Source organism: Rosenbergiella collisarenosi, assembly GCF_018494085.1.
Taxonomy (GTDB): domain Bacteria; phylum Pseudomonadota; class Gammaproteobacteria; order Enterobacterales; family Enterobacteriaceae; genus Rosenbergiella; species Rosenbergiella collisarenosi.
This window is the reverse complement of sequence record NZ_JABBFP010000002.1, coordinates 535,388-560,685: the sequence shown is the minus strand read 5'-3', so window position 1 is coordinate 560,685 and position 25,298 is coordinate 535,388. Positions and strand designations below refer to the sequence as shown.

23 protein-coding genes and 1 pseudogene are annotated in these 25,298 nt (G+C 49.9%); 15 read left to right on the top strand and 9 right to left on the bottom strand.

Annotation, left to right across the window (positions count from 1 at the left end):
• The first annotated feature begins 39 nt into the window (after positions 1-39).
• Both umuD and umuC read left to right on the top strand, forming a co-directional pair.
• Complete coding sequence (gene umuD / locus HGT70_RS05595; RefSeq protein ID WP_071429781.1) at positions 40-462, top strand: translesion error-prone DNA polymerase V autoproteolytic subunit; 423 nt, start codon at positions 40-42, stop codon at positions 460-462.
• Positions 462-1,724 carry a translesion error-prone DNA polymerase V subunit UmuC gene (gene umuC / locus HGT70_RS05590; protein ID WP_071429779.1) on the top strand — a complete coding sequence of 421 codons (1,263 nt, stop codon included), beginning with the start codon at positions 462-464 and terminating at the stop codon, positions 1,722-1,724. The genes umuD and umuC overlap by 1 nt, the downstream gene beginning before the upstream one ends.
• Here the strand turns inward: umuC and HGT70_RS05585 are convergent.
• The 3 genes from HGT70_RS05585 to phoH all read right to left on the bottom strand — a co-directional run bounded on the left by HGT70_RS05585 (position 1,717) and on the right by phoH (position 4,136).
• On the bottom strand, positions 1,717-2,772 hold the full coding sequence (locus HGT70_RS05585) for an NAD(P)H-dependent flavin oxidoreductase (protein WP_214195178.1): 1,056 nt from the start codon (positions 2,770-2,772) through the stop codon (positions 1,717-1,719). The two genes, umuC and HGT70_RS05585, sit on opposite strands and share 8 nt — an antisense overlap.
• Before the next feature lie 3 nt (positions 2,773-2,775).
• Positions 2,776-3,267 carry a GNAT family N-acetyltransferase gene (locus HGT70_RS05580; RefSeq protein ID WP_214195176.1) on the bottom strand — a complete coding sequence of 164 codons (492 nt, stop codon included), beginning with the start codon at positions 3,265-3,267 and terminating at the stop codon, positions 2,776-2,778.
• 80 nt (positions 3,268-3,347) lie between these two features.
• Positions 3,348-4,136: a phosphate starvation-inducible protein PhoH gene (gene phoH, locus HGT70_RS05575; RefSeq protein WP_214195175.1), complete on the bottom strand. Its 789-nt coding sequence runs from the start codon at positions 4,134-4,136 to the stop codon at positions 3,348-3,350.
• 415 nt (positions 4,137-4,551) lie between these two features.
• Between phoH and HGT70_RS05570 the strand changes: the two are divergent.
• Positions 4,552-4,839: pseudogene (locus HGT70_RS05570) on the top strand (EthD family reductase); the annotation flags it as partial.
• A 103-nt stretch (positions 4,840-4,942) separates the two neighbouring features.
• On the opposite strand, the gene HGT70_RS05565 reads toward HGT70_RS05570, so the two are convergent.
• Entirely contained in the window at positions 4,943-5,446 is a 504-nt protein-coding gene (locus HGT70_RS05565) for a nucleotidyltransferase family protein (protein ID WP_214195174.1), read from the bottom strand.
• A gap of 117 nt (positions 5,447-5,563) precedes the next feature.
• Between HGT70_RS05565 and efeU the strand changes: the two genes are divergently transcribed.
• The 3 genes from efeU to efeB are packed head-to-tail and all read left to right on the top strand — an operon-like array spanning position 5,564 to position 9,578.
• Positions 5,564-7,096, top strand: coding sequence for an iron uptake transporter permease EfeU (gene efeU, locus HGT70_RS05560; protein WP_214195172.1), 1,533 nt, complete (start codon positions 5,564-5,566; stop codon positions 7,094-7,096).
• A 13-nt stretch (positions 7,097-7,109) separates the two neighbouring features.
• Positions 7,110-8,315: an iron uptake system protein EfeO gene (efeO, locus tag HGT70_RS05555; protein ID WP_214195171.1), complete on the top strand. Its 1,206-nt coding sequence runs from the start codon at positions 7,110-7,112 to the stop codon at positions 8,313-8,315.
• A gap of 3 nt (positions 8,316-8,318) precedes the next feature.
• Positions 8,319-9,578, top strand: coding sequence for an iron uptake transporter deferrochelatase/peroxidase subunit (efeB, locus tag HGT70_RS05550; RefSeq protein ID WP_214195169.1), 1,260 nt, complete (start codon positions 8,319-8,321; stop codon positions 9,576-9,578).
• 42 nt (positions 9,579-9,620) lie between these two features.
• On the opposite strand, the gene putP is transcribed toward efeB, so the two are convergent.
• The gene (gene putP, locus HGT70_RS05545; RefSeq protein ID WP_214195213.1) at positions 9,621-11,102 is read right to left on the bottom strand and encodes a sodium/proline symporter PutP; all 1,482 of its coding nucleotides are present in this window, start codon (positions 11,100-11,102) and stop codon (positions 9,621-9,623) included.
• A 375-nt stretch (positions 11,103-11,477) separates the two neighbouring features.
• Between putP and putA the strand changes: the two genes are divergently transcribed.
• Positions 11,478-15,422 carry a trifunctional transcriptional regulator/proline dehydrogenase/L-glutamate gamma-semialdehyde dehydrogenase gene (gene putA / locus HGT70_RS05540; RefSeq protein WP_214195168.1) on the top strand — a complete coding sequence of 1,315 codons (3,945 nt, stop codon included), beginning with the start codon at positions 11,478-11,480 and terminating at the stop codon, positions 15,420-15,422.
• 37 nt (positions 15,423-15,459) lie between these two features.
• Here putA and HGT70_RS05535 read toward each other — a convergent pair whose 3' ends face one another.
• Positions 15,460-16,176, bottom strand: coding sequence for an RNA polymerase sigma factor FliA (locus tag HGT70_RS05535; protein ID WP_071429759.1), 717 nt, complete (start codon positions 16,174-16,176; stop codon positions 15,460-15,462).
• Between the two features lie 197 nt (positions 16,177-16,373).
• Positions 16,374-17,219, bottom strand: coding sequence for a flagellin N-terminal helical domain-containing protein (locus HGT70_RS05530; protein WP_214195167.1), 846 nt, complete (start codon positions 17,217-17,219; stop codon positions 16,374-16,376).
• 176 nt (positions 17,220-17,395) lie between these two features.
• Here HGT70_RS05530 and fliD point away from each other — a divergent pair, with 176 nt between their 5' ends.
• Genes fliD through HGT70_RS05515 form a run of 3 tightly spaced genes read left to right on the top strand, consistent with a single transcriptional unit; the run spans position 17,396 to position 19,512 of the window.
• The gene (fliD, locus tag HGT70_RS05525) at positions 17,396-18,826 is read left to right on the top strand and encodes a flagellar filament capping protein FliD (RefSeq protein ID WP_071429756.1); all 1,431 of its coding nucleotides are present in this window, start codon (positions 17,396-17,398) and stop codon (positions 18,824-18,826) included.
• A 9-nt stretch (positions 18,827-18,835) separates the two neighbouring features.
• Positions 18,836-19,225 (top strand): flagellar export chaperone FliS, encoded by a 390-nt coding sequence (fliS, locus tag HGT70_RS05520; RefSeq protein ID WP_214195165.1) that lies wholly within the window; start codon positions 18,836-18,838, stop codon positions 19,223-19,225.
• A complete protein-coding gene (locus HGT70_RS05515; RefSeq protein WP_214195164.1) occupies positions 19,222-19,512 on the top strand; it encodes a hypothetical protein in 291 nt (96 codons plus the stop codon). Before fliS ends, HGT70_RS05515 begins: the two co-directional genes overlap by 4 nt.
• A 15-nt stretch (positions 19,513-19,527) precedes the next feature.
• On the opposite strand, the gene yedD is transcribed toward HGT70_RS05515, so the two are convergent.
• Positions 19,528-19,968: a lipoprotein YedD gene (yedD, locus tag HGT70_RS05510; RefSeq protein WP_071429751.1), complete on the bottom strand. Its 441-nt coding sequence runs from the start codon at positions 19,966-19,968 to the stop codon at positions 19,528-19,530.
• Positions 19,969-20,106: 138 nt separating this feature from the next.
• Between yedD and HGT70_RS05505 the strand changes: the two genes are divergently transcribed.
• Entirely contained in the window at positions 20,107-20,430 is a 324-nt protein-coding gene (locus HGT70_RS05505; RefSeq protein ID WP_071429749.1) for a DUF6388 family protein, read from the top strand.
• 33 nt (positions 20,431-20,463) lie between these two features.
• On the opposite strand, the gene leuE is transcribed toward HGT70_RS05505, so the two are convergent.
• Positions 20,464-21,102 (bottom strand): leucine efflux protein LeuE, encoded by a 639-nt coding sequence (leuE, locus tag HGT70_RS05500; protein ID WP_214195163.1) that lies wholly within the window; start codon positions 21,100-21,102, stop codon positions 20,464-20,466.
• A 215-nt stretch (positions 21,103-21,317) separates the two neighbouring features.
• Between leuE and ggt the strand changes: the two genes are divergently transcribed.
• The 4 genes from ggt (at position 21,318) to HGT70_RS05480 (ending at position 25,261) form a co-directional block, all read left to right on the top strand.
• Positions 21,318-23,081 (top strand): gamma-glutamyltransferase, encoded by a 1,764-nt coding sequence (gene ggt / locus HGT70_RS05495; RefSeq protein ID WP_214195162.1) that lies wholly within the window; start codon positions 21,318-21,320, stop codon positions 23,079-23,081.
• 94 nt (positions 23,082-23,175) lie between these two features.
• Positions 23,176-23,274, top strand: a complete 99-nt coding sequence (locus HGT70_RS05490; protein ID WP_157725274.1) for a YoaK family small membrane protein — start codon at positions 23,176-23,178, stop codon at positions 23,272-23,274.
• A 660-nt stretch (positions 23,275-23,934) separates the two neighbouring features.
• Positions 23,935-24,108, top strand: a complete 174-nt coding sequence (locus tag HGT70_RS05485; RefSeq protein ID WP_157725273.1) for a hypothetical protein — start codon at positions 23,935-23,937, stop codon at positions 24,106-24,108.
• A gap of 265 nt (positions 24,109-24,373) precedes the next feature.
• Positions 24,374-25,261 carry a formate/nitrite transporter family protein gene (locus tag HGT70_RS05480; protein ID WP_071429745.1) on the top strand — a complete coding sequence of 296 codons (888 nt, stop codon included), beginning with the start codon at positions 24,374-24,376 and terminating at the stop codon, positions 25,259-25,261.
• Positions 25,262-25,298: the final 37 nt, after the last annotated feature.

Here is a 25,298-nt window from a genome sequence, read left to right as displayed (position 1 = left end):
TACTGTATATATTTACAGTATTAGTCTGAGGGACTAGTTATGCTCTATTATCAGCCCGTACTTGCTCGTACGATCCTTGAACTCCCCCTATTTATTAGTCGCATTCCTTGTGGCTTCCCGTCCCCTGCCCTCGACTACGTCGAACAGCGCATCGACCTGAATCAACTGCTTATTCGCCATCCGAGTGCCACCTATTTTATCAAAGTCAGTGGCGACTCCATGATCGAGGGCGGTATTGCTGAAGGCGATATGCTGGTCGTAGACAGCTCATTAACGGCTAAACAGGGCGACATCGTCGTGGCGGCCTTGGACGGAGAATTTACGGTGAAACAACTGATGTTACGCCCGACGCTCCAGCTACTCCCGTTAAATGCTGCCTATAGCGCCATTCCTATCGCTGATGCCGATAACTTCGAGATTTTTGGCGTCGTTAAACACGTGGTTAAGACATTCGGTGCCTAATGTTTGCCTTAGTCGATGTCAACGCGTTCTACGCCTCCTGTGAGACTATTTTCCGCCCTGACCTACGCGGTAAACCGGTCGTCGTGCTCAGTAATAACGACGGGTGTGTGATTGCACGGTCGGCAGAAGCCAAGGCCCTCAACGTGCGGATGGGTGAACCTTATTTTAAGTTAAGTCAGCAGTCTTTTGCACAACGCATAAACGTCTTTAGCTCTAACTACACGCTTTACGCCGATATGAGTCATCGTGTGATGACGCTCTTGGAAGAGATGGCTCCGCATGTCGAAATCTACTCGATCGATGAAGCCTTCTTAAACCTGAGTGGTATGGCCGCCTATTGCTCGCTCGAGGACTACGGTCAACGGATCCGCCAGAGAATTAAGCAGGAAGCTCATTTGTTAGTAGGAGTAGGCATTGCCCCGACCAAGACCTTGGCAAAACTGGCTAACTATGCCGCTAAAAAATGGATAAAAACAGCGGGTGTCGTCGATCTCTCTTCACCACTACGCCAACAGAAATTACTCCCCCTGGTCCCGGTTGATGAAGTATGGGGAATTGGGCGACGACTGAGCAAAAAGATGCAACAGCTCGGTATTGATACCGCCGCCGACCTCGCGAAACAGGATACTCGTTTCATCCGTAAGACCTTCTCGGTGATCGTCGAACGTACCGTGCGCGAATTACGCGGCGAACCTTGTCTTGCCTTAGAGGAGTTTGCCCCTATCAAGCAACAGATCCTCTGTTCCCGATCGTTTTCGCAGCGAATCACCGACTACGCACATATGCGCGAAGCCGTCTGTAGTTATGCGGTACGTGCTGCGGAAAAATTGCGGCTCGAGAAACAGTTTTGTCGCCAAGTCGGGGTCTTTATCCGCACCAGCCCTCATGCTGTCGGAGAGATCTTTTACGCCAATCAGCTGACAGGACAGCTATTAACCCCTTCGCAAGATACTCGCGATATCGTCCGGCTCGCCCTTTATTTACTTGAGCAGATCTGGCGCGATGGGCCACGTTATATGAAAGCCGGTATTATCCTTGGCGATTTCTTTCAACAGGGCGTTGCGCAGCTTAATCTCTTCGATCCCCTCGCTCCTCACGCCAATAGCGAGGCACTGATGCATGTCGTCGACGGGATTAACCAAAGTGGTAAGGGCGCGATTTGGTTTGCCGGACAAGGGATCCAAAAGCCTTGGGCGATGAAGCGGGAAAAATTATCACCCGCTTACACCACGCGTTACAGCGATCTGCCTCGGGTTAATTAGCCGATGCGGTTAGCTCGGCGATTAGCTGCGTCATTAACGGTCCCGCATCGAGATGGCGGAGATGTGCAACCCCGCTACCTGCCCAGCACACCTCATACTCAACGTTTCCGTATTGGCTCGCCAACTTCGCCAATTGCTTAGCCAAGGCGTAGCTATAGGGATAGCCTGCATGCTCGGGGCGACGCGGATGGTCGACGTCTTGCTGCCACGGCCCAACGATCCCCCGGGCGGGACGCCCAGAAATAACATCAGTGATCTGCGTTTCCTTCGCAACGCGCAATCGTTGCCTTACCGCTTCGCTCGCCGCGGACTCTCGACAAGGAATAAACGCGGTACCGAGCTGTGCCGCACTTGCGCCTTGTGTCAAACAAGCCTCGATCTGCTGACCATTAACGATCCCCCCTGCACTAATGATCGGTATTTTTAAGTGAGGGATGAGGTGGCCTAATAATTCAGTCGTTCCTAGCCCAGCCTCGCAGAGGGGATCGAAGGTTGCACGATGGCCACCTGCTTCAATACCTTGTGCAATCACCGCCGAACATCCTTGCTCCTCGGCGTAGCGTGCCTCACTCAGTCGTGTCACGCTCACCCAATAAGGAATTTTCGCCTGTCGTAATGCCCGTAGGGTGGCTGTCGAAGGTAGGCCAAAATGAAAACTGACTACCGCAGGGCGCGTCGCGAGGATCACCTCAAGTAAAGCGGGGTCCTCATCAAAAGCGCGATAAGGTGCGGATAGCGTAGTGGGAGTCGGTTGCTGAAAGCGGGCAAAGAAGGGAGCGAGGTACTCTCGCCACGCCTGACCCTTTTGGGGGTCCAACGGTGCCACACGATGGCAGAAGAAGTTGACCTGAAAAGGCTTACTCGTCAGGCGTTGAGTCGCGTTAATCGCGGCCTCAGCGTGACAAGCATCACTAGCTCCCAAGCCTAATGCACCCAGCCCTCCCGCCTCGCAGACAAGGCTCGCCAGTTCAGGTGTTGTGATACCCGCCATCGGTGCGAGAAAAATCGGATAGCGAATACCCAGCTGTGTGAGGAGTGGCGTGCTCATTGTTCAGTCTCCAGGTAACGTCAGCGGGCAATACATCTCGACACAATCGAGATAACAGCCCGCGGTAGCTGAGAAATGACAATCGTGACGTAGAGGGATGAAGCCCTGCTTGAGGTAAAAAGGTTGTGCGTTTAACGTCGAGGATAACGAGATAGCGGATAAGCCTTGCTGTAAGGCTTCTTCTTTCAGCTTTTCCACAATGTGCGACGCGCACCCCTGCCCCATTGCTGAAGGACGCGTAAAAATAGCCTCAAGTCGCTGTGTCTGGCGGTCCAAATAGCCAGTGGCGAGTAACTCACCTTGTACGTCTTCTATCACATAAAAACAGTGTTCGATAATGGCTTGAGGATAGCTTTCTGGCATGACCTGCGGTGTCCAAGCTTCGACGGCGGCTAGAGGGTAGCACGCCGCACACTGTTCTCGAATGGCGCTATTTCTGATATGCCAGCAGACTGGTGCATCTGCGACGCTGGCCCGGCGTAAACGTCCAATCATTACTCTTATGCTCTCCCTAAGGCTCAACCATCACTCTATAAAATAAAAAAACCGCCCTGACGGGCGGTCTACAGACAGTGTTATTGATAGGCGCGGAGTGTGCGCTGACAGAGCTCGGAACGCACGCAGTCTTCGGCACCAAAACGGATTACACTTACGACATCGTCATCGGAGAAACGCTGCATCGCATCGGCCAGCCCGGATTTCACCCCTGAAGGCAGATCACATTGCGTAATATCACCGTTCACGATTACCGTGACGTTTTCACCTAGTCGCGTCAGGAACATCTTCATCTGCGACGCGGTGACGTTCTGCGCTTCATCGAGGATCACAAAGGCATTCTCGAAGGTTCTGCCCCGCATATAAGCAAAGGGTGCAATTTCGACTTTGGCAATTTCCGGACGTAGACAATAATGCATAAAGGAAGAGCCCAACCGTTTGACGAGTACGTCATAGACGGGGCGGAAGTAAGGGGCAAATTTTTCAGAAATGTCGCCAGGGAGGAATCCTAAATCTTCGTCGGCTTGTAATACTGGGCGGGTCACAATAATTCGCTCAATATCTTTATTGATTAAGGCTTCTGCGGCTTTTGCCGCGCTGATCCAGGTTTTTCCGCAACCGGCTTCACCTGTAGCAAAGATTAATGATTTGGCGGTGATCGCCTGTAGATAATCAGCCTGCGATTCATTACGTGCAACGATCGGTTGGCGATCACGAACATCCCGCGCCATGCCTATCGCATCAAGGCCACTCATATGAACCAGAGAAGAGACCGATTCTTCCTCACGTGAGCGATGGCTACGCGCATCACTACGGAGAACCCGTTTTGCTTCACGACGTGCTTTGACCACTGCTTTTTGTCTTCCCATGATGGCACCTTACTGTTGGTTTCAGTTACCGTCTGCCCGTTGGCGACGTATAGTTGAACGCTTTAGAGGTTAGCTTCCTTATAAGCCTTACTGCCTGAGATTAGAAGTCGTTGCTGTACACAGCGCCAGTTGGCTCGCCCGTACAGGGGTATCGTGAAAAAAGTGAGTGATATAAGAGGTCGGCACCTGTGACGCGCTAGCTATCCAGAAGACAGTAAAGTCTCTATCCACTGATTGAGCAAGTCTCATTGTCGAACTCCCACGAGTTGGAACAGTACATCACGATGTTGCCAAGACATAATGTCTAATAACTATAGAACAAATCAACAGTTATTACATTTATCACTCAATAATGACATTTTTGTGACAAAGGACTGACTATTCGTAACTCTTCGCAGGATCGTCACAGAGAAGAGTCACGCGCAAATCCGATCAAAGCGTTGACGAATTCATTAAATAGTGGAATGAAATACATAGTTCTATCGCATTGAGACACCCTGGGCTGCGCAGTGTGCTCCATCCCATTGATCGAGAAAAGTATCCTGAATCTCCCATCGATGGTTTTTCAGAGCTAGGGGTTGATTCTATAGACGATGCTGAAAAAGCCTTATCTTCGCCAGTTGGGCAAGAGACTTACGATGATGTCGCTAATTTTGTAGAGCACGCAGCAGTAACTGACATCACTGAGATTAAGAAACGATAGTCCACCCATCAGGCGAGCAAGGACGCTCGGCCAATACCCTTGATGCTAGTACCCATTGAGCAGATAAAGGTAGCCCTCCTTCGTCGTAAACCTCAACGCCTTATTATAGCTTTAAAATGGGGGAGACCCTTTCTATAGCTCTTAAGTCCTCAACGCTATCTACATCCCATAAACAGCCAGGATCATCAAGTTCAAGAATATGCGGTGAACTGTTATCGAAAAGGGAACGGGCGCCCGTATCGCCTTGTAGTGTAATAAGTGGCTCATAACAGCACTGTTGAAACCCTACGGGATGACCAAAAACACCCTCTACTCGGGTGCGAACAATCGGTGAGTGCTTCAGCTGCTCGGCGACCGCTCGATAACTCTCCGTCGTGAGCAGGGGCATATCGCCAAGCGCAATAAGCCATCCATCATAGTGTGCGGTCGAACGCACGGCGTGTGCAATAGAATCGCCCACCCCCGCGCTTGAGACTGTGGTTAAACGGGCGGGGTCAACTAACGCATGAATAGCATAAGCATCCGGTTGGCAAATAACATAGGTATCTAAACCTGTCGCTATTGCCTGCGATAATGTGTGGGAAAGTAGCGGTGCGTACCGTAGCAAAGTAATATCCAGATACGAAAAATCACTTCGAAGATGCTGTAATACTTTTACAGCCGTGAATAGAAATGATATTACTAACCATTCCTATTTACGTTAATTTACTTAGAGATAGTGACCGTGCTAGCCACCTTGGTCATCGCGTTACGCGAAGGTTTAGAAGCCGTTTTAATCGTCAGTATTATTGCGGCCTTTCTACGAAAAAATAAGCAGCCGTTAGCCCCCATGTGGTGGGGAGTCACGGCCGCCGTGATACTCTCTCTCCTCGTCGGTATCCTCTTGAGTCTCACTGAACGCGCCCTGCCACAAGCACAGCAAGAGGCAATGGAAGCGGTAATCGGTGCCATCGCCGTCGTTTTCGTCAGTACGATGATTATTTGGATGCAACAGCATGCGCCGCAATTACGCCATCAGCTCGAAAATGAGGCATCGCTCGCGCTGAGCCGCTCAAGTCGTTGGGCCTTGCCGATGATGGCCTTTTTAGCGGTGTTGAAAGAGGGGTTTGAAACCAGCGTATTTATGCTAGCCACCTTCTCCGCAGCCCAATCCGCTATCGGCGCAACCGCGGGTGCGGTAATCGGCCTATTGCTAGCCTTATTTATCGGCTGGGGAATCTATCGTGGCGGAGTTCGACTCAATCTCGGCCGTTTCTTCAAGATAACGGGCCTGTTCCTTGTGTTTGTCGCAGCAGGCTTAGTCGTCTCGGCGCTACGCAGCGCTCACGAGGCAGGATGGCTATTAATCGGCCAGCAGCGACTGCTCGATCTGCACGGGCTACTTCCGGCGGGATCCGTACGTGCCGCCTTAATCAGCGGCGTACTCGGCATTCCATCCGACCCACGTTGGGCAGAAGTTATTGGCTGGGTAGGCTATCTCGGGATATTTGCGTTATTATTAGCGTGGCCCGAGCGTTATAAACCGACCCCTCAACTGCAATACCGCTTCTATCAAGCGATCAGCCTCCTCCTACTCGTCGGTGCCATAATCTGTGCTAAGAGCTTAACGCCGCCAAGTTTTACCTTATCCCAGCAGTTACCCTTAGTGACCCAGCAAGACGCGAAACAGCAGGCAGTCGGTGAATTAGTACGTAGCGCTGACGGCCTCGAATTAACGCTCACGGGAAAACCGACACAGTTTATTCCCCTTCCCCCTACTGAAGATTCTGCTCTGGCGGAGGAAACAAGCGTACCGCTTAAGAGCCAATGGCAAGACGCACCGGCAACATTGACGCTTGATCACGTCATGGCGCTCTATCATGGCCGAGTCCCACCGGGGTTACATCCCCAGCAGCATCCTGGGCCGTATCAGAGCCACTGGCAACTGAGCTGTCAACTCGTGGTAACGATGCAGCACGGACAACTCATCGCCGCCCAAGCCATCGCTCACAGTCTAGTGACCTTGAGTGGAAGTGGGCTGCAATCGCCTCGTTTGCTCAGCGTTTCGCTTCCCTCCGCTGCCACCGGCTGTCCATGGCAAACCAACCCCGCGTGGCAGCAGCAGACGGCCCAAGCCCTTGCGGGCTATCAGGATACGCTCACGCTGTATGACTTCTTGCAACATAGATTACCGATTGTATTAATTGTGATAAGCCTTGGCGCTCTGGTGCTAAGCGTTAGAAATAAAAAAAAATGTAGCTCGCTCCCTCAAAAATAATGAGATAACGACCATGATGAAAAAGCACACATTACGCCATCCGGCTCTGAAAATAAGTGCGTTAACAGCGCTTCTGTTATCAGTTAGCGCAGCCCATGCTGCGCCTGCGTCGAACGTTACTCAGGTCACTGTTACGTTGACCGGCGACCAAGGTGGTCAATGCCGCCTCGACACGGATCACGTTAACGCTGGCCCAGTAACCTTTACTATCGTGAATAAGACGGCGACCGCGATTACTGAAGTCGAATTACTTAATAACAACCGCATCCTCGGCGAAAAAGAGAATCTCGCACCGGGACTCCCTGCGGTAAAATTTACGGTTAATCTTGATGGCGGTCAGTACCAACTCTATTGCCCCGGCGCAGCACAGGAGCTGGTGAACTTTACGGTGAGCGGTAAGCAAAACGCGCAGTCTTCCGACACCATTAGCGACCTGCTTAAACAAGGCACAGATGGCTACGGTCGCTATGTCGAGAGTACCGTCGGCGGGATGGTCACCGCAGTAGCAAAACTACAAGCTGCCATTGCTGCTGGGCAATTACAGCAGGCTAAGGTCGCTTACGCGCAAGCTCGCCCGTACTACGAACGTATCGAATCTGATGTCGATGGCTTCCTACTCCCGGGCTTTAAAGCCACCGACAATGCAGGTAATTTGGATTATCTCATCGATATGCGTGCCTCAAACCTCGATCCGGCGGTAGGCTGGCATGGCTTCCATGCTATCGAGCGTGACCTGTTTGAAAAAGGAAAGATCGATAAGCAGACCCAACAACTGGCTAAGGGACTCGTCACCCATGTTGGGGAACTGAATAAACAGGTCAAGGGCTTAACCTATAAGCCGGAAGATTTGGCTAACGGTGCCGCCGATCTACTCGAAGAAGTACAAAACACGAAAATCAACGGCGAGGAGGAAGCTTACAGCCATATTGACTTGGTCGATTTCGCCGGGAATGTCGAGGGAGCGATGCAAGCCTTTGCCTACCTTCAACCGGGACTAGAGAAGATCGATCCTGCCTTGACGCAACAGGTTAGCCAACAGTTTGCGGCAGTGCGCAAATTATTAGATCAGTATCGTGATAGTCAGAGTCTAGGGGGCTATCGTGCCTATACCCCTGCGTTAAAAGCTGAAAATGCGGCGAAACTAAGCCGTGCGATCCAAGCCCTACAAGAGCCACTTTCCCATATTGCTGAGAAAGTGGCGACCCACGGCGGAGCGTAAGTCATGAGCCGTCACGATAAGCCATTACTTTCCCATGGCCGTGTTTCACGTCGTACGATGTTAAAAGGATCGTTAGCCAGCGCGCTAACGCTCCCTGCCCTGGCCCCTACGCTAGCCGGGGCCGCGCAGACCGAGGATAAGGATAATATCGATCTCGCCCGCCAATGGCCTTTTTATGGCGAGCAAGGGCAGGCAGGGATTACGACGCCTCCCCAACGACATATTATGTTTATGACCTTCGATATGACGACGCCCACAGCATCTGCTCTGCAAGTCCTGCTCGCCCGCTGGTCTGCTGCCATTGCTCAGCTGGTGCAAGGTGCCGCGGTCGGCACGGTCGAGCCGTTGAGGACGGGGAGCGTCGGTAGCGATACGGGCGAAGCCGTTGGGCTAGATCCAGCCGCCCTGACGGTCACCATTGGCCTGGGTCCAACTATCTTTACCGATAATTATGGCCTCGCCGAGAAGCGCCCTCCCCACCTACGCCCTCTGGCTACACTACCTAGCGACAATTTACAACCAGAGCTAACCGGGGGAGATTTGTCCCTGCAGGCCTGTGCGGATGATCCGCAAGTTGCCTACCATGCGATCCGTGTATTGGCGCGTATTGCCAAGAGTATTGGCGCAGCGCAGACTCGCTGGACGGTAATGGGCTTTGGGCGAGCATCGGCAGGTAAAGGACAAGAAACCCCGCGTAATTTATTCGGCTTCAAGGACGGTACCCGTAATTTAGTCGATGCCGCCGAGTTCGATAAACACGTCTGGGTCAAGCAAGGCCCCGCATGGCAGCACGATGGCAGCTATCAAGTCGTGCGTAAAATTAAGATGAACATTGAAAATTGGGACACAGACCGCGTGAGCGACCAAAATAATGTCTTTGGTCGACACAAGCTATCTGGCGCGCCGCTTTCGGGAACGCATGAGTTCGATACCCCCGATTTTCATAAAAAAAATGCAGACGGCGAGCTGACCATCCCTGCCACTGCTCATATTCGTCTTGCCGCCCATGAAAATAATCAAGGTGTGAGAATTTTACGGCGCTCGTACAACTATACCGACGGGTTGAACCAGTATGGACAGCTAGATGCAGGATTACTGTTTATTAGCTATCAGAACGATCCAGCCCACTTCGAGCAATTACAACGTAAATTAGGGGCTACTGATGCCCTTAACGAATATATCTCGCACATCGGTAGCGCGCTGTTCTTTGTTCCGCCTGCGGCGAAGGAAGGCAGTTACATCGGGGCTGAGCTGTTTAGCTAGAGGATGAGAAGGAGCGCCAGATTAGCGCTCCTTTTCTGCGGGTTATTCTAAATAGGCTTGATGCGCGCGTGCAAATCGTTCACGCACCTGTTGTGAGGGCCCCTTACCCATGAGGCTTACCGCAACGATCGCCATGGTCGCGAAGACGAAGCCGGGAATGATTTCATAGAGCCCGAGCCATGCAAATTGTTTCCATACAATGACGGTTAATGTCCCCACCACCATACCTGCCAATGCACCGTTGCGGCTCATTCCTGACCAGCACACGCTAAGCAGGATCACCGGTCCAAACGCTGCACCGAAGCCTGCCCACGCATAACTGACGAGTCCAAGGACTCGGTTATCAGGATTGCTGGCCAGTGCGATGGCAACTAACGCAACCACTAATACCATCAGTCGACCAACCCACACCTTTTCGCGTTGACCGGCATCTTTACGAATGAACCCCTTATAGAAGTCTTCGGTCAAGGCACTCGAACAGACTAATAGCTGACAACTTAACGTCGACATGACTGCAGCTAAGATCGCAGAGAGTAAGATACCTGCTATCCAAGGGTTGAAGAGGAGTTGCGTCAGTTCAATAAAGATCCGTTCGCTGTTCGCATTCACGCCCGCCGCCTGCGTGGGGTTATCCGCGAAATAGGCGATACCAAAGAACCCGACTGCGACCGCACCCGCTAGGCAGAGGATCATCCAAGTCATGCCGATACGCCGTGCGCTGCGCATGGAATGGTGGGAGTCTGCCGCCATAAAACGAGCCAAAATATGCGGCTGCCCAAAGTACCCCAAACCCCATCCTAATAATGAGATGATCGCGACGACACCCATATTATTAAAGATATTCAGTCGCTGCGGATCGACATGGCGGATGACCTCTACAGAGTTACCCACTCCCCCCACGGCCATAATCACCATTACTGGCGTTAAGATCAGCGCGAATATCATCAAACTGGCTTGTACGGTATCCGTCCAGCTTACCGCGAGAAAACCGCCCAAGAAAGTATACGCAATAGTTGCTGCGGCTCCGGCCCATAATGCGGTGGTGTAATCCATGCCAAATGTACTTTCGAACAGACGTGCACCCGCGACAGTCCCTGATGCACAGTAGATAGTAAAGAAGACTAAAATGATGAGTGCTGAGATGACGCGTAAGATTTTACTGCGATCATCGAAACGGTGCGTAAAATAATCGGGGAGCGTTAAAGCATTGCCATGAAATTCGGTCTGTACGCGCAGTCTCCCGGCAATAATCTTCCAGTTAACCCATGCGCCCAGAATTAAACCAATCGCAATCCAACTTTCGGAGATCCCGGAAAGAAAGATCGCACCGGGTAGGCCCATGAGTAGCCAACCACTCATATCAGAGGCGCCAGCGGAAAGTGCCGTCACGACACTCCCTAAGCTGCGCCCGCCTAAAATAAAATCATCAAAATTCTTCGTTGAGCGCCATGCCATAAAACCGATTAGTAACATTCCTGCAATATAGACACAGAAGGTCACTAATAAGGGAGTACTTACCATAATTAATCCTCGCTTTTATTAGTATTATCAATGTGTTTTACTAATTTATAAATCCTTTTTTTGTTCGGTACTCAGTGACCGATGAGGCCGGAAAGTTGCACCGCCGGTTGCAACGGATACAAACTTTTAACATAAATAAATTTCTTCCCAGCGAAGACATAGAGAAATGGAGATCTCGATCAAACTTTTTTCGTCTAAATACGGGCTTTTTTGAACTAAATCTCACTTTGAAACGCTTTTGTTTTGAATATATCCACTAATAATTATCATTTATTTAAATTTGTTCACTTTTTTTATACAAACGGGTTGCACTAAAGGTGCAACTCAAGCGATAGTCAGGGTGCAACCTTTTATCACTTTTTATGACGAGGAATTGGCATGGCACACACCACGATGGGCGTGAAACTCGACGAAGAAACCCGCGAACGACTCAAGCGTGCGGCGGTAAAAATAGACCGCACCCCCCACTGGCTGATCAAGCAAGCTATTTTTAACTTGTTAACACAGGTCGAAGCGGGTGAGACGATTACGCCGACAGCCCCTCATGTCTTGATTGAGTCTGCAACGGCGGAAACCTCCGACGTTGCCACACCCTATCAACCTTTCTTAGAGTTTGCAGAGCATGTTCACCCACAAAGTATCAAGCGCTCGGCGGTGACGGCTGCATGGCGTCGCCCTGAAGTGGACATGGTGCCAATGATCCTCGAACAAGCAAAAGTGACGCCAGAAGTTGCCGAGAAGGTACATGCCCTTGCCCTGCATCTCAGCGAAAAACTGCGTAACCAAAAAAACCAAGGTGGGCGTTCTGGCCTAGTACAGAGCCTATTACAAGAGTTCTCTCTCTCCTCACAGGAAGGTGTGGCACTCATGTGCCTAGCCGAGGCGCTGCTGCGGATCCCCGATAAACCGACGCGTGATGCGCTGATCCGCGACAAGATCAGTCATGGCGACTGGTATTCTCATGTCGGGCAAAGTAACTCTGTATTCGTCAATGCCGCCACCTGGGGCCTGCTGGTCACGGGTAAACTGGTTTCGACGCATAATGCGGTGAATATGTCGCGCTCCCTTAACCGTATTATCGGTAAGAGTGGCGAGCCGTTAATCCGTAAAGGCATCGATATGGCGATGCGTTTGATGGGCGAGCAATTTGTGACCGGTGAATCCATCGCCGAAGCCCTCGCCAACGCACGCAAACTCGAAGATAAGGGCTTTCGCTACTCCTATGATATGTTAGGCGAAGCCGCACTCACGGCCGAAGATGCCAAGGCCTATTTACATTCCTATCAACAGGCGATCCATGCCATTGGTAAGGCGTCCAACGGTCGAGGCATCTATGAAGGGCCTGGGATCTCCATTAAGCTCTCCGCCTTACATCCCCGCTATCAGCGCGCGCAATACGATAGGGTGATGGAAGAACTCTACCCTATTCTCAAATCGCTCACCTTACTGGCGCGAGAATACGATATCGGTATCAATATTGATGCCGAAGAGGCCGACCGCTTAGAGTTATCGCTCGACCTATTAGAAAAGCTCTGTTTTGAACCCGCACTTGCAGGGTGGAATGGCATTGGATTCGTCATCCAAGCCTACCAGAAACGCTGTCCTTTTGTGATCGATGAGTTGATAGACCTTGCCTCACGTAGTCAGCGCCGCCTGATGATCCGCTTAGTGAAAGGCGCATACTGGGACAGCGAGATCAAACGTGCGCAAGTTGAAGGTTTGGAAGATTATCCGGTTTACACCCGCAAGGTGTATACCGACGCGGCCTATATCGCCTGTGCAAGAAAATTACTGGCCGCACCCAATCTGATCTATCCGCAATTTGCGACACATAACGCCCATAGTTTAGCGACGATTTATCAGCTGGCGGGTAATAACTATTATCCGGGTCAATACGAGTTCCAATGTTTACATGGGATGGGTGAGCCGCTTTATGATCAGGTTGTCGGTAAGACGGCAGACGGTAAACTCAATCGTCCTTGCCGTATCTATGCTCCGGTTGGCACCCATGAAACCCTACTCGCTTACCTCGTCCGTCGTCTTTTAGAAAATGGGGCGAACACCTCCTTTGTCAATCGCGTCGCCGACAAGACATTAAGTGTTGAGGATCTGATCGTCGATCCTGTCGCGACTATCAATAGTTTTACACGAGAAGAAGGACAGGTTGGCCTTCCTCATCCGCGCATCCCTCTTCCTCGTGATATTTATGGCGATCGCGCTAATTCATCCGGCTTAGATATGGCGAATGAGCATCGTTTAGCCTCACTCTCCAGTGCCTTATTAACCAGCGCCTCTCAAGATTGGATAGCGAAACCGCTGCTTGGCGTCGAGAGCGAAAACGAAGCCGGACAACCCGTTCGTAACCCCGCCTATCTGCAAGATATCGTCGGCGAAGTGGTAAACGCCAGTGAAGCACAAGTTGATCTGGCATTAGATGCCAGCCACGAGGCGAGTGCGATCTGGTTTGCGACGCCGCCGAAAGAGCGTGCGGCGATTTTACAGCGTGCCGCCATGTTAATGGAGGGGCAATTACAGACCCTAATGGGGCTGCTGGTGAGAGAAGCTGGCAAGACCTATGCGAATGCCATCGCAGAAGTGCGTGAAGCCGTCGACTTCCTTACCTACTATGCCGATCAAGTCGCGCAAGACTTCGATAACGAAACACACCGTCCACTCGGCCCAATTGTCTGTATTAGCCCATGGAACTTCCCTCTCGCCATCTTTACTGGTCAAGTTGCGGCTGCACTCGCAGCAGGTAATACTGTTCTCGCGAAGCCTGCAGAGCAGACTCCACTCATCGCTTACCAAGCGGTTTCCCTTCTCCTTGAGGCGGGGATCCCTAAAGGTGTCCTGCAATTCTTACCGGGAGATGGTGAGCGCGTCGGGGCTCGTTTGGTCGCAGATAAGCGGACTCGTGGTGTGATGTTTACCGGCTCGACGGCGGTCGCGACGCTTCTGCAACGTCAGCTCGCTAAACGCCTCGACCCACAAGGACGCCCTATCCCGCTGATCGCCGAAACGGGCGGAATCAATGCGATGGTGGTCGACTCTTCAGCGTTGACCGAGCAAGTCGTCGTCGATGTCGTCGCCTCCGCGTTCGATAGCGCAGGACAACGCTGTTCGGCATTACGTCTGCTCTGCTTACAAGAGGATATCGCCGACCATACGCTAAAAATGTTACGCGGTGCCATGGCAGAATATCGTGTCGGTAACCCAGAGCTACTAACGACAGATATTGGTCCGGTCATTGACGAAGAAGCTCGAGATAATATTCTTAACCATATCAATGATATGAAACAACGTGGCTTTAAGGTTACGCAATTTAGCTGGCATGGCGAAAGGGATACGCAACGCCTTGAGCAAGGGACATTCGTTCGTCCAACATTAATTGAACTCGACACTGCCGCTGATCTGACACGTGAAATCTTCGGTCCCGTCCTACACGTGGTGCGTTACAGCAGTAAAAATCTAGGTAAATTACTCAGTGAGATTAAGGGATCGGGTTATGGATTAACCTTCGGGGTACATAGTCGTATCGATGAGACCATCACTCTTGCTACAGAACAGATGCATGCGGGTAATCTCTATGTTAACCGTAACATGGTGGGCGCAGTGGTTGGCGTACAACCGTTCGGTGGTGAAGGCTTGTCCGGTACAGGTCCGAAAGCCGGTGGGCCCCTGTACCTTACTCGTTTGTTATCCAGCGTCCCGGGTAACGCTTCGAAAGTGACACTGTCACGGTTACCCCTGCATTCTACCGCAGACCAGCCGTCAGATGTGGCTCCTGTTAGCGCACTACAGTTATGGGCAGAGCAAGATCAGAATCATGAACTTGCCCAAGCCTGCAAAACCTATCGCGATACTACGGTGTCAAACCGTATCGCCCTATTACCTGGGCCGACCGGCGAGCGTAACACCTATCAACTATTCCCTCGCTCCCGGGTATTATGTATCGCCGAACGGCCAAGCGATCGCCTACTGCAATTAGCTGCGGTGACCGCCTGTGGCAGTCGGGCGTTATGGCCTGAGGATGATGAGCATCGTCAGCTATTAGCCTCTTTACCCGATGCGGTACGCAACTGTATCGACCTCTCGATGCAAGCGCTGGCTGAACGCTATGATGCCGTCATTTATCACGGGGATACAGATAGACTCTCTGCGCTATGTCAGCAGGTCGCCGAACGACAAGGCCCTATCGCGATTGTTCAAGGTTATGACCCCGGTGACACGAATATCGCATTAGAACGCTTCTTGTTTGAGCGTTCAGTGAGCGTGAATACGGCCGCTGCCGGAGGGAACGCCAGTCTAATGACTATCGGTTAATCGTTAAGACGCAGCAAGGCATGGAAACATGCCTTGCTTATTCACGTAAACGACTACTCAATCGCTTGATGGCTTGGCTATGAATCTGACTCACTCTCGACTCTCCCACCCCTAATACCGCACCTATCTCTTTCAGGTTCAATTCCTCCTGATAGTACAGACTCAATACTTGTTGCTCTCTCTCCGGTAGGTGGGCGATCGCACTAACGATTTGTTGTCGTAAATTCTGTTCGATCAGCGTATCAAGCGGACCGTCTAACGCCGTGCCAGCGAATAATTGCTCAGTAGCATCGTTATGCTCATCGTAGAGGCTATCCAAAGAGAATAATTGAGTGTTATTGGTTTCCATAAGAATCGTACGATACTCTTCGCGACTTATGTCTAGTCTCGCGACGATCTGTTCTTCAGTGGCGGTGCATCCGGTATGCTGCTCGATATGCGCGATCGCCGCCGCGACATTTCGCGCCTCGCGCCTCACACGTCGAGGTGCCCAATCGCGATGACGTAATTCATCTAACATCGCACCACGAATACGCTGCGCCGCATAGGTCGTAAAAGCCGTTCCTTGCTGTGCATCGAATCGTGATAACGCGTCCATCAGGCCAATCGCCCCCGCTTGAATGAGGTCATCGAGCTCGACGCTTGCGGGCAAACGGACTTGTAAACGTAATGCCTCCTGTCTGACTAACTTTAAATATCGCGGCCAATCGATTTCATCATGCGCTAGCCCTTCATGGTTATAGAGACATTGCACTGTATGTTTCCTATCTATCAGTAATCCATGCAGACGATTATCTAACCGACACACCTATTCCTATCGGAGGAAAAAAACATGCTTTAACGGTGATATTGCCGCGAAGATTCTGTGCACCCGCCTAACAAAAAACGACCCGCATCCATTTAGGGATGAGGGTCGTGAGACGCTAAGGGGTTAACGTGATAAGGAGTCGGTTAGCCTTGGAGTAGAGACAACACCGTTTGTGGAACTTGGTTAGCTTTCGCTAGTACTGAGGTACCTGCTTGTTGCAGGATTTGTGCACGCGACATACTTGACACTTCTGTCGCATAGTCTGCATCTTGAATCCGTGATTGCGAGGCACTTAGGTTATTAACTGTGGTGTTGAGGTTATTAATCGTCGATTCAAAACGGTTCTGGATAGCACCTAAGCTACTACGTGCGGAGTCGACAGCCGCAATACGCTTATCGATTTCGGCTAATGAGGCATCAGTGCCGCCGGAACCATCGGGATCGTTCCCTCCTGCCACGCTAAAGGCTGCTCCCAGACTTTTAGACTTGAAACCATCATCAGTCAGAGAAATAGTAATCACGTTAGCTGATGCATCATCGTTTGCGCCAACTTGGATATTAATACTCTGTGCACTATCAAATAATTTAATATTGTTAAATGTGGTGGCGGTCCCAATACGCGTAATTTCCGCTAATCGCGCATCGACTTCTGATTGAATCGATTTTACATCCTCATCACTGTTAGTACCGTTTTTCGCTTGTACAGTCAGCTCACGAATACGTTGTAAGTTGGAGTTCATTTCGTTGAGGGCGCCCTCAGCAGTCTGTGCTAGAGAGATACCATCTGTCGCATTACGCGACGCTTGAGTAAGCCCGCGAATATTTGAAGACATACGGTTGGCAATCGCCGAACCTGCCGCATCATCTTTCGCGCTGTTGATACGCAGTCCAGATGACAGACGTTCGATTGCGGTCCCTAACGCCGATTGAGATTTATTAAGATTATTTTGGGTAGTTAGAGACATGATGTTGGTGTTAATAACAGCCATATTCAATTCCTTTGCGCTAAGTTAATGGTACGTACTGCCCTTCAGTACGCGGTCAAAGGAATTATCGGCGGGGGGTGAATGAACTTTATCGACTCAGCCAATTAATTTATTGCGTCTAACTGTTTTCTCTTTTCTGCCGATAAAGACCTAACACTCTGCAGGAGATAAGGGAAATTATGACGGCGATCAGTAACTTAAATATTGGCAGTAGCACTTACGATCTCGACTCGCTCTACAACAAACTTGAGGCGGTCGAAAACCAAAGCTTAACGCCTATTACACAACAAGCGACCACGGTAAAAAGCCAAATATCTGCCTTTGGCCAACTACGCAGTGCGTTAGAGTCCTTACAACAAGCTACGACAAAACTGAGTTCGGTATCATCATTGAATGCCACAAGTATTGTCAGCCACAACACCTCGTTCACCGCAAAAAGTAGCAGTGACGCGAGTGTCGGCTCTTATCAAATTGAGGTTAAGCAACTCGCGATGGCACAAAGCTTACTCTCCGACAAGATAAGCAGTAACCAGCAGCCGTTGGGAACGAGCGGTAGCCAAGACAGAACAATGACGATCTCTACAGGTAGTGGCGAGCCGATCACCTTTTCGCTGGCAGATAGTGATACCAGCTTGAATGGATTGGTTAACGCGATTAACCGTAGTGGCGCGGATGTCGTTGCGACGAGTATCAAGTCCAACGACGGTGAATATTATCTATCACTATCTGCAAAAAATACCGGTGCAAATAATACCATCACGCTCTCCGTCGCGGGCGACGACAAGCTACAAGCATTGGTGGGCTACGATGGGTCTTCTTCCACAACGGGGATGAAGCAGTCGCAGGCAGGCCAAGATGCATTACTTGACGTCAATGGTATCGCGGTACAGAGCGCATCCAACACGGTTACCGATGCACCCTATGGCGTGACATTAACGTTGAATTCTGTTTCTTCGACAGAAGAACGCCTGGAAATCGCTAACAACACCACGGATGCAGTCAAAAATATCAAAGCCTGGGTGACGGCCTACAACAATGTTCAGTCAGTCATTGCCAGCACCACTAACTTTGCCGGAAGCAGTAGCTTATCGACCGATACCACGAGTAATGGTCCGTTGATGGGGAATGGCACCGTACGGGATATTCAAAATCAGCTCCGTTCCGTATTAAACACCACCCAAGCGGGGGCGTTGACCATCATGGCTGAGCTGGGGATCACACAAAGTACCACCAAAGGGGCTGATGGTAGCATCGGGACTTTAAATGTTGATGAAGATAAACTCACCGAAGCCTTAACCTCAACACCGCAAGCGGTCTATCAATTCTTTTTGGGTGATGGGAAGACGACCGGCTTTAGTACGCTGACCAACCAGGCTCTCACGTCGATCCTCAGCGACAATTATTCAACCAAGGGGACGCTGACCGCAGCGGTCAATGCCTTAAACGACTCTTACGATAAGTTGGAAGTCCGTTATGACCAACAACAATCACGTATTGATGCCACGATGGCGCGTTATAAAACGCAATTTACCCAGTTGAATAAAGTCCTTTCCCAAATGAATCAGACTAAGGACTATTTAACGTCACAATTTTCAAACTCTGACGATTAAGGTCATCCGATGAATAAACATCTCCTCGCGAAGGTTTATGCCCGAGTGGAACTCGAGAGCGCGGTATTGAGTGCGAGCCAAGCGCAATTAACCACCCTACTTTTCGACGGTGTACTGAATGCGCTGGCTCGGGCCTCACTATCGATGCAGAGTAACGATATCGAGGCAAAGGGGGCGATGATTGCTAAAGCAGTCTCCGTCATCGATTCGGGATTAATACAATCCTTGGAGCCTTTCGCCGATGAGCCACTTGCCAAACAGCTGGTCTCACTCTTTCACTATATTATTCAGCAGTTGTTATTAGCTAATCTGCACAATAATCTTGAGAAAATCGAGCACTGCCGTGGGCTACTACAGACGATTGCGGAAGCATGGCAACTTTCACAGGTTAAGAAATGAAAGAAAACGTAGTGTTATCACCGATTCTGCAACAATGCCTCAACCTCCTTGACCGGATGCAGCAAACGTTAAAGCAGAAGGATATCCCGGCGTTACTCCCCCTAGCGGAGTCGTACGCGGCGTTTGTTAAACAGTTAGAAGATAGCGATGATCGAGGCTCGATAGCAGAATTACTGAACGCACATGAAGGCGTTGAAGCATCGCTTGCGCAATCACTCAAAGAGAACGATGCGATGCTCCACCAAATAGTCCAAGATAAAATTAGCCACGCTTATCAGACAGCCTAAACGTACACAATTCGATTATTGGCTGCTGATTTCGATGTTTTGAATCGTTTCGACATTAGGTTGTGCCTTCGCTTCGGCGAGGGCTTTTTGGCATGCCTCGCTGGCGGAAGAGACTTTGATTAAGGTCAGACGATCGTAGTGCAGCTGCTCGTTATCCCTAATCAACGGCATGATCCTTACCTGATGGTTAACATTGACCCATTGATCGTCAATACGACTTAATTTTCCAGGCTTCGCGATCACTCTTTGCCACTGACGGCAATCCAGCGTATTACCTGCGTGGTCGATAATTAAATAACCGACCGCGTCCTTGCTAACTAAACCCGATTGTGGGCCAGCGGTGCGCCACACACCTTCCAATGATTGCGGGGCCGGCGTTTTGACAAGCGTTTGATAATTAGTAATTGGACTACACCCGGCAAGCACGAAAAGTGATAGCAGTAATCGAGTTTTCATATGGCATCCCTACAGATTTTTTCTGGCGCTAAGGTATAATGTTTTCATAGCATAATGCAAGCTGGTGAGTGCCTTCCGCTGACATCTTTGACTGAAACAGGTACACTTGGACCAGATTTTTACAAAATTAGAGCACTCATGAAAACCCCAGAACAGTACTATGCCGAAGCCCGCGATATTTTTTTCGCTGCACACCCTGATTTCCAAGTTGCGTTAGATGAAGTGACCGAAAAAGACGCGCGCGATAACGGGATGACCGTCGATCAGCTGCGTAACCTTCACGCAGAGCGCATCTATGCCGCCTTTATTCGTCAGAAACAACTCGATGGTATCATTTTCTCTATTCAGTTGGTCGAAACGGACAATTCGGTCGCGGCGCAAGCAATCGAGACTTACCTGCGCAGCCACGCCGAAGCGCTAGGGATGACCTGGGAAGAATTCTGCGAGAAAAACCATCTCTAGTCTAAAAGCTCACTGTGTGAGCTTTTTTTATGACTATTGCAGTGTCGCCAGACGTGCGGCGAAACCTAGGAACAGTAATCCAATCATTGAATTCCCTACTTTCGCAAGACGCTGACGCGTGCCAATAACTCGAGTCAGTGAAGCGCCGCCGAAGATTAGCATGCTTAAATAGCAGAAACTCGCGACTTCGAGGACTGCCGCTAGGATGAAGAAGGCCACCCCAGGATGCGCACTGTTAATATCGATAAACTGTACGAAAAAAGACACGTAAAACAGGATTGCTTTTGGATTCGTCAAGCTTAAGACTAGTGCGCGCTTAAAAACCGCCCCGCGGTCTTTTTTACGCGGCGCCACAATCGCCTGCTCACGATGACTGAAAGTGGTATAGAGCATTCTTATCCCTAGCCACAATAGATAGCCCGCCCCAAGGTAGCGTACTACGTTAAACAGCACAGGGGTGGTGTTAATTAAGGTCGCCACGCCGGCATAGGCGAGGAACATTAACACAGCATCACCAATAAACACCGCACAAGCCGCCTGATAACCGGTTTTTACCCCGCCACCCACACTATTCTTTAGGACAAAGAGCGTGTTGGGTCCAGGGATCAGGACTAAAAAGATAGCTCCTGCGACATAAGTCCAAAAATTTAGCACACCATACTCTGCAAACACGATAAACCTCGCTCAATACACTCTCAGCGCGTTAAAAACTAGCGGATCAATAAGGTGCCTATGATAGAGATTGCGCGTCCACAACTCCAGCGTGAGGGCGGATATTTTGTGTGCTATCACAAATATTATTTTTACTTATGATATATCATTGAATTGCTGGAGTTTTTCTTCAAGCGCGTTATGGTAGAAGGAAATAACTCAACCGGTAAGGTTTTATGCTACGGAAATATGCCCTCCCTACACTCGCATTATTAAGCGTACTCCCCGCGCCTTTAGTTTATGCCGCTTCAGCTCCTGCTGTAGAGGCTAAAAACGGAATGGTCGTCACCTCCCAGGATCTCGCGACCCAAGTCGGCGTCTCGATCCTTAAACAAGGAGGAAATGCCATCGATGCTGCCGTCGCCGTGGGTTATGCGCAAGCGGTCGTCAATCCATGCTGCGGAAATATTGGCGGGGGTGGGTTTATGACTATTCATTTGGCGAACGGCAAAGATACCTTTATCAACTTTCGCGAGATGGCCCCCGCCGCCGCCTCAGCCGCCATGTATCAAGATGCCCACGGCGTACTAGTGAAAGGCAGCAGCCTCTATGGCTGGAAAGCAACAGGCGTGCCGGGTACGGTGATGGGCATGGAACTCGCACGGCGCCAATACGGTAAATTAAGCCGCCAAGCCGTAATGGCCCCGGCCATCAAGCTCGCGCAACAAGGGTTTATCCTGACCCGAGCCGATACCGATATTCTTGATACCACCGTTGCACACTTCAAAGATGATCCTGGCGTAGCGAAAATCTTTCTTCGTCCAGATGGAAATCCCTTACAACCCGGTGACCGCTTACGACAAACCGATCTCGCGCGGACTCTCTCTCGTATCGCGCAACAAGGTCCCGATGCCTTCTATCGCGGCCAATTTCCTCAAGCGGTCGAGCGGGCTTCTGCAGCGGGCGGCGGTATCATTACCGCGCAAGATTTCGCTCATTACCGTGCTACTGAGTTAGCCCCTCTAACCTGTACTTATCGTGGATATACCTTCGTCTCTGCCCCGCCACCTAGCTCTGGCGGCGTAACGCTGTGCGAGACTTTAAACATCTTAGAAGGCTATGACCTCAAAGCTATGGGCTTTAACTCAGCAGCGGCGATCCATACCCTGACTGAAGCCTTACGTTTTAGCTACGCGGATAGAAACACCTATCTTGGCGACCCTGCATTCGTCCAGAATCCAGTGGCTAAACTGATGGATAAAAGTTATGCCGCCTCACTGCGAGCGAAGATTCACGCGGATAAAGCGACCCCCTCCGCCGAAATTAAACCTTTGGTCAGTAATGGAGAAAAACCAGAAACCACGCACTACTCTATCGTCGATCACTATGGTAACGCAGTCTCAACGACCTACACTGTAAATGGCCGTTTCGGGGCCGTCGTGATGGCACCAGGAACTGGCGTGCTAATGAATGATGAGATGGATGACTTCACTACGAAGATCGGTGAAAAAAATCTCTATGGGCTAGTTCAAGGTTCTGCAAATAGTATTGCCCCCGGCAAACGTCCGCTTTCTTCCATGAGTCCTACGCTTGTAACGAAAGAAGGCAAAATTTTCTTAGTCTTAGGTTCACCGGGGGGATCACGTATTATTACTATCACTCTCGAGACAGCGATAAACATCATCGATTTCGGCATGAAGCCACAAGAAGCCGTCGATGCCCCGCGAATACATCACCAGTGGTATCCAGATGAAGTCTATTACGAAAAAAATGGCTTGTCCGCTGACACCTTGCCTATCTTGGCGAAGATGGGTTACCACATGGTCGAACAGACCCCTTGGGGCGCCGCTGAACTCATCATGGTCGGCTTACCGGGTGCAGTCGGTGTCGGCGCACCCAGCTCAGGTAATGATAGCGCTGTTTCGGGTAATGTCAGACCAGGCTATCTCTATGGCGCCAATGATGTAAGGCGGCCTGCTGGCTCAGCCCGCGGATATTAAGTTGCCGTGTGTTTGGCGATTACTGTCTTAAGGGATTGTCTATGCGCAATAACTTGGGATAATGGCCATTGTGTTCACTAAGGAATTGCTAACGATGAAATTAGGCTATCTGTTTCCTGTTGCCATTATTATTGCTGGAGTAACATTACTCATTTGGTTTATTGCCAGTGGTGCTTACCTACCCGGCTCATAATTTTTTTGAAAATAGGTGAACTAACTTTCTAATCGCCGGTCTGATTAGTTATAGCACCTCAATGCTGTTACATCCTGAAAACTGCAATAAATTTTTACCCGCCACCTGGCGGGTTTTTTTTATCTAAAAATAAAGAGTCGTTGTAATAGGCGTTTAGTTATAGCACTAATCATCACACTCATTAGTCAGACGCGACTAAGCTTAGTTTCTGAAGACATACTCTTTCCATCTGGAGAAGAGCAGCTACTCCCCGTAGGCTGTCAGTATGTGATTCAAAATCCTGTTATGTTCCTATTTCCCGCCTAGTGCGGGTTTTTTTTATCTTGAACCTGAGGGATGAGCTGATCCCTAAACCCAGTGCAAAAAAAAACCTCGCAGAGGCGAGGTGGTCATGGGGTGACGGGAGGGTTGAAGTAGACTGGGCTATTCTGCGACGTCACTCTTTAAAACTAGCTTATTATTGCGATAGGTCAATCTTTAATTCACTTACTTTTGATTAATCGAGAAGAGAGTAGCGAGAGGTTAACTTCTCATTTAATTTACCTAGGGTAATCTATACTTTTAATTTATCGGCTCTCACAATAAGTTGGCTATAACTCGATACTCGCGTAAGTTAGTGTGAGGTAGCAACGATGTTAATGGAATTAAAGGGGATAGTTAATGATAAAAAATGCATTAGTAAGCTCTTTTTTCGAGATAGATATCGTCGACGTGCAGATTATCGAACTTTATTCCTATCGAATCTATGACGAACAATCTGAAGATCGCCTGCAGGCGCTCGCGGCTATCATCGTCAGCGATGCGTTGATTAGACTAACCACCCCTGAAAAGTAGTTGATTTAAAAAAGTATTTGTCGTTGTGCGTGCAAATTCAAACCCTATCACTGCTATTCAACACTTAGACTATCAGCGCTTAGTCAATCCCTTTTATTTTCAGTAGGTCGCCTCGGCGAAATTGTTCACTCTTTTCGTCCTCGTTTAGATACATTAATACTACTCTTACCTTCCTTAAAGAAAGACGTTTCTTTTTGTCTCCAATCAAGCATCTTGACAAATAGCTGCTACCTTTAAATAACACACTATTTTCAGGGTATTAAGGATGACTAAGCACAGCGGTAACCCACCTCAAGATGTGGATAGTGAAGAAAAACAACAAGGCGGTGAGATTGAGCTTGATGAGGAGAATCTTCCGTCGCAGGCGATGGCCACTCACGAACTCATCCGCCATGAAGGAGAAAAAGAGCTGGAGCGAGATGTCTGGGCATTACTTTGGTCGGCGATAGCCGCTGGCCTCTCCATGAGCGCATCATTACTGGCAAAGGGTATCTTTCACGCAGAACTCGGACACTTCTCAGGAAGTTTGTTAATTGAGAGTATTGGCTACACTTTTGGCTTCGTGATCGTGATCATGGCACACCAACAGCTTTTTACAGAGAACACCATCACACCCGTTCTATCAGTGATGCAAAAACCGACGATAAATAACCTGCTACTGCTATTAAGGCTATGGGTCGTCGTATTACTCGGTAACTTGATTGGTACAGCCATTGCGGCGTGGACATTTGGCTATATGCCGATTTTCGACCCTGCCATTACGCAAGCTTTCCACGATATCGGTATGAAGGTGATGGAAAATAGCCCTATTCAGATGTTTGCAAAAGCTATTGTTTCAGGCTGGATCGTTGCCACCATGGTGTGGATGTTACCCTCCGCAGGTAATGCAAAATTTTTCGTTATCCTCTTTATGACCTGGTTGATTGCTGTGGCCGATACCACCCATATCGTCGTCGGTACTATCGAGATCCTCTATCTCGTATTTACAGGTGCACTGCCATGGCAGGAGTTTATCTGGCCCTTTGCTGTGCCAACTCTCTTAGGCAATATTTGCGGCGGGACTTTTATTTTCGCTCTACTCAGCCACGCGCAAATCCGTATGGATAGGCAGAAAGACGATTCGGTTAGCGTTGAACATCAAGCTAAACGATAGTCTCTTAAGACTTAGGCCAGATTTATGGCCTGAGTCT

What these genes read in the sequence shown, in the direction of transcription:
- umuD (WP_071429781.1), top strand. Translation starts at nt 40, where the DNA reads ATGCTCTATTATCAGCCCGTACTTGCTCGTACGATCCTTGAACTCCCC.
- umuC (WP_071429779.1), top strand. Translation starts at nt 462, where the DNA reads ATGTTTGCCTTAGTCGATGTCAACGCGTTCTACGCCTCCTGTGAGACT.
- HGT70_RS05585 (WP_214195178.1), bottom strand. Translation starts at nt 2,772, where the DNA reads ATGAGCACGCCACTCCTCACACAGCTGGGTATTCGCTATCCGATTTTT.
- HGT70_RS05580 (WP_214195176.1), bottom strand. Translation starts at nt 3,267, where the DNA reads ATGATTGGACGTTTACGCCGGGCCAGCGTCGCAGATGCACCAGTCTGC.
- phoH (WP_214195175.1), bottom strand. Translation starts at nt 4,136, where the DNA reads ATGGGAAGACAAAAAGCAGTGGTCAAAGCACGTCGTGAAGCAAAACGG.
- efeO (WP_214195171.1), top strand. Translation starts at nt 7,110, where the DNA reads ATGATGAAAAAGCACACATTACGCCATCCGGCTCTGAAAATAAGTGCG.
- efeB (WP_214195169.1), top strand. Translation starts at nt 8,319, where the DNA reads ATGAGCCGTCACGATAAGCCATTACTTTCCCATGGCCGTGTTTCACGT.
- putA (WP_214195168.1), top strand. Translation starts at nt 11,478, where the DNA reads ATGGCACACACCACGATGGGCGTGAAACTCGACGAAGAAACCCGCGAA.
- HGT70_RS05530 (WP_214195167.1), bottom strand. Translation starts at nt 17,219, where the DNA reads ATGGCTGTTATTAACACCAACATCATGTCTCTAACTACCCAAAATAAT.
- fliD (WP_071429756.1), top strand. Translation starts at nt 17,396, where the DNA reads ATGACGGCGATCAGTAACTTAAATATTGGCAGTAGCACTTACGATCTC.
- fliS (WP_214195165.1), top strand. Translation starts at nt 18,836, where the DNA reads ATGAATAAACATCTCCTCGCGAAGGTTTATGCCCGAGTGGAACTCGAG.
- HGT70_RS05515 (WP_214195164.1), top strand. Translation starts at nt 19,222, where the DNA reads ATGAAAGAAAACGTAGTGTTATCACCGATTCTGCAACAATGCCTCAAC.
- yedD (WP_071429751.1), bottom strand. Translation starts at nt 19,968, where the DNA reads ATGAAAACTCGATTACTGCTATCACTTTTCGTGCTTGCCGGGTGTAGT.
- HGT70_RS05505 (WP_071429749.1), top strand. Translation starts at nt 20,107, where the DNA reads ATGAAAACCCCAGAACAGTACTATGCCGAAGCCCGCGATATTTTTTTC.
- ggt (WP_214195162.1), top strand. Translation starts at nt 21,318, where the DNA reads ATGCTACGGAAATATGCCCTCCCTACACTCGCATTATTAAGCGTACTC.
- HGT70_RS05490 (WP_157725274.1), top strand. Translation starts at nt 23,176, where the DNA reads ATGAAATTAGGCTATCTGTTTCCTGTTGCCATTATTATTGCTGGAGTA.
- HGT70_RS05485 (WP_157725273.1), top strand. Translation starts at nt 23,935, where the DNA reads ATGATAAAAAATGCATTAGTAAGCTCTTTTTTCGAGATAGATATCGTC.
- HGT70_RS05480 (WP_071429745.1), top strand. Translation starts at nt 24,374, where the DNA reads ATGACTAAGCACAGCGGTAACCCACCTCAAGATGTGGATAGTGAAGAA.